The sequence below is a fragment of the Williamsia sp. Leaf354 genome, from assembly GCF_001424365.1.
GTDB lineage: Bacteria > Actinomycetota > Actinomycetes > Mycobacteriales > Mycobacteriaceae > Williamsia_A.
This window is the reverse complement of the sequence record NZ_LMPL01000005.1, coordinates 140004-152480: the sequence shown is the minus strand read 5'-3', so window position 1 is coordinate 152480 and position 12477 is coordinate 140004. Positions and strand designations below refer to the sequence as shown.

The 12477-nt window shown below is 71.6% G+C and carries 1 protein-coding gene (cut by a window edge); it reads left to right on the top strand.

The features are described 5' to 3' along the window. On the top strand, nucleotides 1-12477 hold the 3' portion of the coding sequence (locus tag ASG12_RS17665; protein WP_156378166.1) for a non-ribosomal peptide synthase/polyketide synthase. Its footprint begins 27438 nt before the window's first position; the window shows 12477 of its 39915 coding nt (coding positions 27439-39915); the start codon falls outside the window, past its left edge; the stop codon is at nucleotides 12475-12477.

Genomic DNA, 12477 nt, shown 5'->3' with positions numbered 1-12477 from the left:
TACATGTGCCCGGACACCTACGTCGTCGTCGACGAGATGCCGCGCAGTGCGGCGGGCAAGATCGATCGTCGGGCCCTCCCGGCACCCGACCCCACCTCGGGCCCCGACGGCGGGTCGGTCGACAACGCGCCGGCCACACCGACGGAGACGGTGATCGCGGGGATCGTGGCCGACGTCCTCGACGTCGACCGCGTGTCGGTGACCGCGAGCTTCTTCGACGTCGGCGGCAACTCGCTGTCGGCGACCCGGGTGGTGGCGCGGGTGTCCGACGCCCTCGGTGTGCGCGTCGGTGTGCGCGATCTCTTCGACCACGCGTCGGTGCGCACGCTCGGCCACCGCATCGACGCCACTCGGACCGAATCCGCCTCGGATACAACCACGGTCGACGCAGTGCCGTTGGTCGCAAGGATCCGTCCCGATCGGATACCCCTGTCGCCGGCGCAGCAGCGGATGTGGTTCATCAACGTCTTCGACCCGACGTCGCCGGCCTACAACATCCCGTTCGCGCTGCGTCTGCGCGGCGCCCTCGACGTGGACGCCCTGCGGGCCGCGGTGCACGACGTGATCGCCCGCCACGAGACACTGCGCACCGTCTTCCCGGCCGACGCCGAGGGTGTCGCGTACCAGCGGATCCTCGACCCCGTCGACGTCACTGACGACCTCGTCTGGCGCACCGAGGGTGTCGCGGACCTGCCGTCGGAGCCGTTCGACGTCACCCGCGAGACACCGATCCGTGCCGGCGTCGTCGCGACCGGCGCGGGGGAGCACCTGCTGGTGGTGGTGGCCCACCACATCGCCTCCGACGGCGAGTCGATCACCCCGCTCGTCACCGATCTGCTCGCCGCCTACGCGGCGCGGGTCGCGGGTACGGCGCCGGAGTGGGACCCACTGCCCGTGCAGTACGCCGACGTGGCCCTGTGGCAGCGCGAGGTGCTCGGCGCGGCCGACGACCCGACGTCGGTGCTCGGTGCGCAGACCGAGCACTGGCGCGAGCGGCTCGCCGGACTGCCCGACGTCCTCGACCTGCCGACCGACCGACGCCGTCCCGCCGTCGCGTCGCTCCGGGGTGCCGACGTCCCGATCACCGTCGACGACGAGCTCGCCTCCGCCCTCGACCGCCTGGCCCGCGACCACGACGCGACCCTGTTCATGGTCGCCCACGCCGCACTCGCCGCGATGCTGGCGACGCTGAGCGGATCCGACGACATCGCCGTCGCGACACCGGTCGCGGGGCGTGGCCGCGCCGAACTCGACGGCCTCATCGGCATGTTCGTCAACACGCTGGTGCTCCGCACCGCCGTCGCGCCCACCGACGACCTCGCCGCGCTCATCTCCCGGTGCCGCGAGGTCGATCTCGACGCGTTCGCCGCGGCCGACGTCCCGTTCGAGCACCTTGTCGACGCCCTGTCCCCGGTGCGCTCGGAATCGTTCGCGCCGCTCGCACAGGTCATGCTGACCCTCGCTCAGCGCGGCGACGACACGATCGAGGTCCCCGGGCTCACCGTGACGGCCGAGAACCCCGGCGCGCCACCCGCCCGGTTCGATCTCACCGTCGGACTGTCGACCACGCGGGCCGCCGACGGAACACTCACCACGCTCGACGGCCGATTGGTCTACGCCACCGACCTCTTCGACGCCGCCACCGCGACCGTGATCGCGCGCGCCTACGTCGAGGTCCTGCGCGCCATGGCGACCGACACCCGGACCGCGATCGGTGACATCGATCCGGTGTCGCCGGCACAACGCGCCGCGGTGGAGGTCTGGTCGCGCGGTGCGCGGGTGTCGGTACCGCGCGAGACGCTCTCCGACATCGTGCTCGGTGCGGGCGCCGAGTCTCCCGACCGGGTGGCTCTGGTCGTCGGCGACCGGCGCCTCACCCGCCGTGACCTCGCCGCCCACGTCGCCACGGTGGCCCGGGAGTTGATCGCCCGCGGTGTGGGAACCGATGTGGGCGTGGCGATCTGCATCGACCGGTCGGTGGAGTCGATCGTCGCCGTGCACGCGGTGATCGCCGCCAGTGGCCGGTTCGTCCCGATCGACACCGACGCCCCGCCCCAGCGCGTCGCCGACATGACCGACACCGCCGCGGTGTCGCTGGTCCTCGTCGCCGCGGGTGCCGAGCCGACGGCGCTGCGGGACAGCCGCGTTCCGCGGCTCGCCGTCGACTGCGCGGTGCCGGTGGGGGACACCCGACCGCTGTCGCCGATGGAACGACTCGGCGTCGTCACACCCGACTCGGCCGCCTACACGCTGTTCACCTCCGGCTCGACCGGACGTCCCAAGGGGGTGACGGTCTCTCACGCCGCGATCGTCAACCGTCTGTCGTGGATGCAGGCAACCTTCATGCTGACCGGATCCGATGTGGTGCTGCACAAGACACCCACCACGTTCGACGTCTCGGTGTGGGAACTGTTCTGGCCCATCATGTCCGGCGCGACCCTGGTCGTCGCACGGCCGGATGGTCACCGAGATCCGCGCTATCTCGCCGACCTGATGGCGCGCGAGCGGGTGTCGGTCACGCATTTCGTGCCGTCGATGCTCGCCGCGTTCACCGAGTCGCTCGGCATCGCGGGACCGGCGACGGGTGCGGACCTCACCTCGGTGCGCGCCGTGTTCGCCTCGGGCGAGGCCCTGCCGGCGGCGACCGCGGCCGCGGCCATCGAGCTCATGCCACGGACGTTGCTGCACAACCTCTACGGGCCGACCGAGGCGGCCGTCGACGTCACCTGGCACGAGGTCCGCGACGGCGCGCCGGTCATCCCGATCGGGCGCCCCGTGTGGAACACCGACACCCGCGTCCTCGACTCCCGGCTGCGTCCGGTCGGTCCCGGTGTCGTCGGCGAGCTCTATCTCGGCGGTGTGCAACTCGCCCGCGGATACGCCGGCCGTCCCGACCTGACCGCCGAACGATTCGTCGCCGACCCGTTCGGCGCCCCCGGCGCCCGTCTCTACCGCACCGGCGACCGCGTCCGATGGACCCGCGACGGCGACCTCGACTACCTCGGCCGCAACGACTCGCAGACCAAGGTCCGCGGTCAGCGCATCGAACTCGGCGAGATCGAGGCGGTACTCGCAGCGCTACCGGGGGTCACCGGTGCGGTCGCCTCGGTCCGCGACGACCGGCTCGTCGCCCACATCGCCGGCGCCGTCGATCTCGACGACCTACGTGCGCAGGTCGCGAGGCTGTTGCCCGCCGTGATGCGTCCCGCCGACTGGGTGGTGCTCGACGCGTTGCCGCTGACCGAGTCGGGCAAGGTCGACCGCCGTCGCCTCCCGGCACCCGTCGTGCGCGACGCCGAGGAGATCGCCCCCGGGGACGCGACCGAGGCCGTGGTCGCGCAGGTGTTCGCCGACGTGGTGGGGCACGAATCCGTGTCGGTGACCGCCTCCTTCTTCGACCTCGGCGGCAACTCGCTGTCCGCGACCCGCGTGGCCGCACGCGTCGCCGACGCGCTGGGGGCCGACATCGGCGTGCGCGACGTGTTCGAGGCACCCACGGTGCGTGACCTCGCCCGCCGGGCCCGGGCGTCGGCGGGGTCGTCGCGGCTCGGGGAGCCGTTAATGGCCGGCCCGCGCCCCGACCGCATCCCGCTCTCGGACGCCCAACGACGCATGTGGTTCATCAACGTCTTCGACCCGACGTCGCCGGTGTACCTCATCCCGTTCGTGCTGCGGCTGCGCGGAACGCTCGACGTCGACGCGCTCGCCGCCGCCGTCGGTGACCTCGTGTCCCGGCACGAAACCCTGCGCACCACCTACCCGCAGGGTCCCGACGGCGCGGTGTGGCAGGAGATCTGGCCTGTCGGCCGTGCGATGTCGGCGATCGACTGGGCCGTGGTCGCCGACGATGCCGATGCGCTCGCCATCACCGGGCAGGGCGTCGACACCCGGACCGAGTTGCCGCTGCGCGCCCGTCTCGCGCGGACGACCGAGCAGGAGTCGCTGCTCGTCGTCACCGTCCACCACATCGCCGCCGACGGCGAGTCGACCCCCGTTCTCGCGCGTGACCTGTTCGCCGCGTACGCCTCCCGTCGCGCCGGTCGCGCACCGCAGTGGCCGCCGCTGCCGCTCCAATACGCCGACCACGCCATCTGGCAGAACCGGATACTCGGCCACGAGGACGGATCGGCCGCGGAATCCGTGGCGGCACAGGTGGACTACTGGGACACCCAGCTCGCCGGGATCCCGCCGCTGCTGGAACTGCCCACCGACCGTCCACGCCCGGCGACGGCGTCGATGCGCGGTGCCCAGGTCGAGGTCACGATCCCGTCCGAGGTGTCGCACGCAGCCCGGGTCGTCGCGCGACGGTACGGGCTCACACCGTTCATGCTGCTGCACACCGCGCTCGCCGTACTGCTGTCGCGCCTGAGCGGCACCGACGACGTCGTGGTGGGCACCGCGGTCGCCGGCCGCGGTCGGCGCGAACTCGACGACATCGTCGGCATGTTCGTCAACACCCTGGTGCTGCGCACCCCGGTCGTCGGATCCGCACGGATCAGCGATCTGTTCGCCGACGTCCGCCGCACCGACCTCGACGCGATCGCCCACGCCGACGTCCCCTTCGAGGACCTCGTCGACCGGGTCGAGGGCTCTCGCGTCGGTGCGGTCCGTTCGGGTGCGTTCGCGCCTCTCGCGCAGGTGCTGCTCACCGTCGCCGCGGGTGACGGCCCCTCCGATGCCGAGCGGCTGTCTGCGTCGACCGGCGTCGAGGTCGAGGTCGTCACCACCGAGACCACCAGCGCCAAGGTCGATCTCACCGTCGGCATCACCACGGGTGACGCCGGGCCGTGGCGGGGGACGATCGTCTACGCGACCGATCTGTTCGACGAGTCGACCGTCGCCGCCTTCGCCGACCGCCTCGTGCGGGTTCTCGCAGGCATCGTCGCCGATCCGACCACTCGTGTCGGCGCCCTCGACATCCTGCGCCCCGAGGAGATGCCCGGCCTCGTCGCGGCACGGGAACCGGCAGCCCACCCGGTGCTGCTGCCCGACCTGCTCGCCTCGGCCGCCGCGCGGCGACCCGAGGCGGTCGCCGTCCTCGACGCACAGCGGTCGATGACCTACGCCGAGCTCGACGCCGTGAGTTCGGTCCTCGCGCGTGACCTCATCGCGCGGGGCATCGGACCCGAGGACGTCGTGGCGAGTGTGCTGCCCCGCACCGCACTGGTGCAGGTGTCGTTGTGGGCCATCGCCAAAACCGGCGCCGTGTACTGCCCGATCGATCCGCGATACCCGGCGGCGCGGATCGCGCGCACCCTCGCCGACAGTGGGGCCACCCTCGCGCTGTGCACCGAGCCGCTCCCGGTGGAGCAGGCGGGCGTCGAGTGGATCACGCTCGACGACAGCATGATCGAGAACCTGCGGGCGCGAGCCGCGCAGGATCCGTCGATCGCGGCACCCCTGACCGACGCCCATCGCCGCGCGCCGCTGCGCGAACACAACGCCGCCTACCTCGTCTTCACCTCCGGTTCGACCGGCGTGCCCAAGGGTGTGTGCGTGACCCACACCGGGATCGCCGGTATGGCCGCCACACTGCGCGATCGCCACCACAGTGACACCGACGCGCGGTGGCTCGGTATCAGCTCACCGAGCTTCGACGTCGCCATGCTCGAGGTGCTCGGCGCCTTCGGTGGTGGCGGCACGCTCGTGGTCACCCCGCCCGACATCATCGGTGGAACCGAACTGGCACAGTGGATCACCGACCACGACGTCACGCACACCGCCATCGTCACCAGTGTGCTCGCCTCGATGCCCGACCCCGCGCGGGTGTCGCTGCGGCACGTCCTCGCCGGCGGCGAGGGTGTCCCCGACGCGGAGATGCGACGGTGGGCGTCGACGCGGGCGTTCTACGACTCGTACGGTCCGACCGAGACCACGATGGCGTGTCTCACCTCGTATCCGATCGCGCCGGAGGACACCGTGCCCCTCGGTCATCCGATGCCGGGATCGGCGGTCGTGGTGCTCGACGACGCGCTACGCCCGGTCCCCGTCGGTGTCGTGGGCGAGCTGTACGTCCGCGGTGCGGCATTGGCCCGCGGTTACGCCGGACGTCCCGATCTCACCGCCGAGCGGTTCGTGCCGGACCCGTTCGACGACCGCCTCGGCGCGCGGATGTACCGCACCGGTGACCTGGTGCGTCGTACCCGCTCCGGAGAGCTGATCTACGCGGGCCGCAGCGACTTCCAGATCGCGATGCGCGGCCTGCGGATCGAACTCGGCGAGATCGAGGAGGCCCTGAGATCGCACCGGGCGGTGCGGACCGCGGGCGTCGTCGGCGTAGGCGACCCGGTGACCGCACTCGCCGGATTCGTGGAGACGGCCGATCCCGCTGTCACCGCCGAGACGTTGCGTGCCCATCTCGCCGAGCGACTGCCCGGCCACCTGGTGCCGGCGACGCTGACGATCCTCGACGTGCTACCCCGCACGCCGGTCGGGAAACTCGACCGATCGGCGCTCGCAGCCCTCGACGTCGGTCGCGCTCACGACCTGCCCCTCGAACCGCCTGCCGACGGCGACGAACGTCTGCTCGCCGGCATCGTCGCCGACGTGCTCGGCAGGCCGGTCGCCGAGATCGGCGTCACCACAGCCTTCTTCGACCTGGGCGGCAACTCCCTGTCGGCGACCCGCGTCACGGCACGCGCCTCCGAGGCGTTCGGCACCGCCGTCGGTGTCCGCGACTTGTTCGAGTACCCCGACGTCCGCGGGCTGCTCGGCGTCATCCGTTCCGACCACCGCACCGGCGCGATCGCGATGCCGCTGGTCGCCGAGCCGCGACCCGACCACATCCCGCTGTCGAATGCGCAGCAGCGGATCTGGTTCCTCAACCGGTTCGATTCCGCGTCGACGGCCTACACGATCCCCGTGGTGCTGCGACTGCGCGGCCCGCTGGATACCGATGCCCTGCGCAGGGCGTTGCTCGACGTCGTCGGACGCCACGAGGTGTTGCGGACGATCTACCCGGCGAGCGGGGGGTCGCCGCGTCAGCAGATCCTCGACATCGTCACCGCCACCGAGCGTCTCGACTGGCAGGTCACCGACGACGAGACCGCCGTCAGCGCACTCGTCGCACGCGGATTCGACGTCACGACCGAGCTTCCTGTTCGCGCCCGGGTGGTGGCTGTCGGAACCGGCCACGCGGACCCCGACGCCGACGAGCACCTCGTCGCGCTCGCAATGCACCACATCGCGGTCGACGGCGAATCGATCCGACCGCTCGTGGCCGACCTCGTCGCCGCGTACACGGCGCGGGTGGCGGGGACCCCACCCATGTGGGAGCGGTTGCCGGTCCAGTTCGCCGATCACGCGGTGTGGCAGCAGCGGGTGCTCGGCGCCGCGGACGACCCGCAGTCGACCCTCGCGCGCCAGATCGACTGGTGGACCCGGCGTCTCGCGGGCGTCGCCGACAGCATCGAGCTCCCGGCCGACCGACCGCGCCCGCCGGTCGCGACCCACCGCGGTCGGCGGGTCGCCTTCACCGTGCCGGCCGCACTCGCCGACGCGGTCCGTCGCACCGCTCGCGCGCACCGCGCCACCGAGTTCATGGTGGTCCACGCAGCGCTGACGGTGCTGATCGCTCGCCTCGCGGCCACCGACGACGTCGTGGTGGCCACGCCGGTCGCGGGCCGCGGGCATGCCGAACTCGACGCACTGGTCGGCATGTTCGTGAACACCCTCGTGCTGCGCACGCACGTCGATCCGTCGGTCACCCCGTCGGAACTCCTCGAGTCGCTGCGCGAGAACGACATCGATGCGTTCGCCCACGCCGACGTCCCGTTCGAGCTCCTCGTCGACCGGCTCGCCCCGACCCGGTCGGAGGCGTTCGCCCCCCTCGCGCAGGTCATGCTGTCGCTCACCCAGCCTGTCGGTCCCGGTATGCACGAACCCGTATCGACCGGCGGACTCGTGATCGAGGAGGTCGACCCCGGCGATCCCGCCGCGCGACTCGACCTCTCGGTGGTACTGACCACCGCCCCCGACGGCGGCACGTGGACCGGCGAGATGCTCTACGCCACCGACCTGTTCGACCACGACACCGTGCGTGCGATGGCCGATCGCTTCCTGGCCGTCCTCGCGGTGATGACCGCGCCGTCACACACCCACGTCGCGGTCGGTGACATCGACCTGCTCGACGCCGACGAACGGTCGCGCATCGCGGAGTTCTCGACCGGCCCGAGCGCCCCGGACGAGGGTTCGGGCGACACACTGATCGACCTGCTCGCCGCGCAGCGCACCGCCACCCCCGATGCGCCCGCCGTCACCCTCGGTGACCGGACACTCACCTACGCCGAGTTCGCCGTCCACGTCGACGCGCTGCGTGCGCGCCTGTGGGCACACGGCGTGCGGCGTGACGACGCCGTCGCCGTCTGTATCGACCGGTCGGTGGAGATGATGGTGGCGATCCACGCCGTGGTGACCGCAGGTGCGCAGTACGTGCCGATCGACGTCGCGACCCCTGCGGAGCGGGTCCGGTCGATGCTCGACACCGCGGCGGTGGTGGCCCTGGTCGTCGCCGAGGGCGCCACGATGCCCGCGGTCGAGGTGTCCGACGAGGTGACGGTGCTCGCGATCGAGTGCGGCGTCGGTGTCGCCGCATCGCGACCGCACACCCCCTTCGGTCGTGTTGCCGCCGACAGCGGCGCCTACACACTGTTCACCTCCGGCTCGACAGGTCGCCCCAAGGGTGTCACGGTGTCGCACCGGGCGATCGTGAACCGGCTGCGGTGGATGCAGTCCGACCATCCGATCGACGGCGGCGACGTGGTGCTGCAGAAGACGCCGATCACCTTCGACGTGTCGGTGTGGGAACTGTTCTGGCCCCTGGTCACCGGCGCGCACCTCGTGCTCGCCGAACCCGGCCGACACGGCGATCCCGCTCACATCTCTCATCTGGTGGCCCGGCACCGGGTGACCACGCTGCACTTCGTGCCGTCGATGATGGCCCTGTTCGTCGACGTGCTGCCGGCCCCGCACGGCGCCGAGAGCGCGGCGACGGAGCTCGGCTCGTTGCGTCAGGTGTTCGCCTCGGGGGAGGCACTACCGTCGGCCACGGCGCACGCGATGGCCGCGGTGACCCCGCACGCCCGCGTGCACAACCTCTACGGCCCCACCGAGGCCGCCGTCGACGTCACCCGACACACCGTCATCGACGGCGAGATGTCCACGCCCATCGGCACCCCGGTCGCCGCGACGAGCACCTGGGTGCTCGACGCGCGCCTCCGACCGGTCCCGATCGGTGTCACCGGCGAGCTCTACCTCGGTGGCGTACAGCTCGCCCGCGGATACGCCGGCCGCCCCGACCTCACCGCCGACCGCTTCATCGCGCACCCGTTCGGCCGAAGCGGGGAACGGCTCTACCGCACCGGCGACCTCGTCCGATGGAACCGCGACGGTGAGCTGGAGTACCTGGGTCGCAGCGACTTCCAGGTGAAGCTGCGCGGGCAGAGGCTCGAGCTCGGTGAGATCGAGGCCGTGCTCGCCGGGGTCGCCGGCGTCACCCACGCCGCCGCCGCGGTGGCCACCACCACGGCGGGGGACACGCTGGTCGGTTATGTCGCCGGCACCGCCGACCTCTCCTCGGTCACCGACGAGGTGGCCCGTCTGCTGCCCGGGTACATGCGGCCCACGCGGTGGGTGCATCTCGACGAGTTCCCGCTGACCAGCTCGGGCAAGGTCGACCGCCGCGCTCTTCCCGCACCCGCAGCGGTCGATTCGGCGCCCACCCCACCCGCCGACGCCGTCGAGCAGGCCGTCGCCACCATCGTCGGTGACGTCCTCGGGCTCCCCCCGGTGTCGGTGACCGACAGCTTCTTCGACCTCGGCGGGAACTCGCTGGCCGCGATGCGTGTGATCGCGCGCATCGACGAGATGTTCGGCACCGATCTCGGTGTGCGCGAGATCTTCGACCACCCCACCGTGCGCGAGCTCGCGCCGCGTCTGCAGACCTCGCGTCCGGCGGTCGGAGACCTACGTCGCGGTCCTCGCCCCGACGACATCCCGCTGTCGTTCGCCCAACGCCGCATCTGGTTCATCAACCAGTTCGACGTCACCTCCGACGTCTACACCATGCCGGTCGTGCTCGATGTCCACGGCGCGCTCGACCCGGAGACGTTGCGGCGCGCGGTGATCGACGTCCTCGGGCGACACGAGGCCCTGCGGACCACCTACCCGCTCACCGACGATGGACGGCCGGTACAGCGGATCGCGTCACCGGAGGAGGCCGAGCGGGTGTTCGAGTGGACCGCACTCGACCCGGCACCGGGGGAGAGTCGGTCGGCCGTCGACCGTGCGATGGCGCTGTGTCACCGCGGTTTCGACGTCACCACCGATCTCCCGATCCGCGGCGCGGTGGTCCGCACCGACACCGACACGCATCGACTGGTCGTCGTGATCCACCACATCGCCGGCGATGCGGTGTCGCTGCAGATTCTCGCCCACGACGTCTTCGACGCCTACCGTCGACGCATCGCCGGGGCCCCGCCCGCGGAGCCGACCTCGATCGGATACGCCGATCACACACTGTGGCAACACGACACGCTCGGTGACCTCGACGACCCCACATCGGTCCTCGCGGCCCAGGCGCACTACTGGTCACGGCGATTGGCAGGGATCGCCGACCGCATCGACCTCCCCGCCGACCGTCCCCGCCCTCCGGTGATGGACACGACCGGCGGCCGGATCCCGTTGCGGTTGGGGGCCGATCGCAGCGCCCGCATGGTCGACCTCGCGCGTCGGACCGGCACGACGACGTTCATGGTGGCGCACGCGGCGTTGTCGGCGACCATCGCCGCCCGCGCCGATGTGTCCGACGTCGTCATCGGCACACCGGTCGCCGGACGCGGTCACGTCGCGACCGCCGACGTGGTCGGCATGTTCGTCAACACCCTCGCTCTGCGCACCGAGCACCGCCGCGACGACACCGCGACGACCCTGCTCGCGCGGGTGCGTCGCGACGACGTCGACGCCTTCGCCCACGCGGATCTGCCGTTCGAGGTGCTCGTCGACCTGGTGACGCCGACACGGTCGACCGCGCACGCCCCGATCTACCAGATCGCACTGAACTTCCTCGTCGAGAACGGTGCGGGCAGTGACGATCTCGCCGGGGTCGGATCGGGCGAGGCTGGTCTGACCGTGGTCCCGGTCGACTCCGGATCCGAGCCCGCCAAGGTCGACCTGGCAGTCGGCTTCGCACAGCGCGCCGCGGACGGCGTCACCGAGATCGACGGCTCCATCACCTACGCCACCGCACTGTTCGACGAGACGACGGTGCGCGATCTCGCCGACGCCCTGACGGCGACGATCGACACGATGACCGCGGATCCGGACGCGATGCTGACCCCGGACGTTCCGGACGTTCCGGACGTCCCGGTCGACGCGCACCGCGACACGGTGACGACGACACCGGTTCGGTCGGAGACGCACACCCAGTTCATCCGGCCCGCAGGGCATCTGGAGGAGCTGATCGCGGGTGTCATGGCCGAGGTGACCGGTGCGGCGCGGGTCGGTGCGACCGACAGTTTCTTCGACCTCGGTGGCAACTCCCTGGCCGCCGCTCGTGCCGCCGCTCTGATCCGGCGGCGCACCGGTCTCGAGGTGGAGTTGCCGTGGATGTTCGCCGACCCGACCAGTCGTGGTCTGGCCGCACGGATGGCCGACACCGCGGGGCCGCGGCTGACCGATGAGGTTCTCATCGCATTGCGCGCGAGCGGATCCCGTCCGCCGCTGTTCTGCGTCCACCCTGCGGGCGGCCTCGCCTGGTTCTACGGTGGCCTCGCGCCGTACCTGGCCGACCGTCCGATCTTCGGCCTGCAGGACCCGCATGTGGTCGGCGGTGAGCCGTCCGCGGCGTCGGTCGCCGACCTCGCGACGCGCTACGTCGCCGAGGTCCGACGGGTCGCGCCCACCGGTCCCTACCACCTGCTGGGGTGGTCGGTCGGGGGATACATCGCCCAGGCGATGGCGACCCAACTCCGTTCCGCGGGAGACGATGTCGCATTCCTCGGGGTGATGGACGCGGCTGTCGACGATCCGGATGCGCCTGCCCCCGATACGTCGGTCTCCGACGCCCCGTCGACGTCGGGTGTCGCGGACCTGCTGGGCGGATGGCGCACGTTGTTCGACATCGACGAGTCGATCTCGGCCGCGGACACCGATCAGGTGGCCACCGTGGTCCGCGACCAGATCGCCGGGTTGGGTCTGCTGTCGAGCGACCAGGTCGACCGCATCATGTCGAGCTTCGACACCTCCGCGCGGGTCGTCGCGGCGCATCGGCCCGAGGTGTTCGACGGTTCGATGCTGGTCTTCGTCGCGACCGCCGACAAGGACGATCCGGGCGCGGTCGGAGAGAGTTGGCGATCGTACGTCGCCGGGACGGTCACCACGGTCGATGTCGACACCCATCACCTCGGCATGGCCGACGCCGCCTCGTTGCGCGTGATCGGACCCGAGGTCGCCCGCCGACTCGACGCCGGGACCGACTGA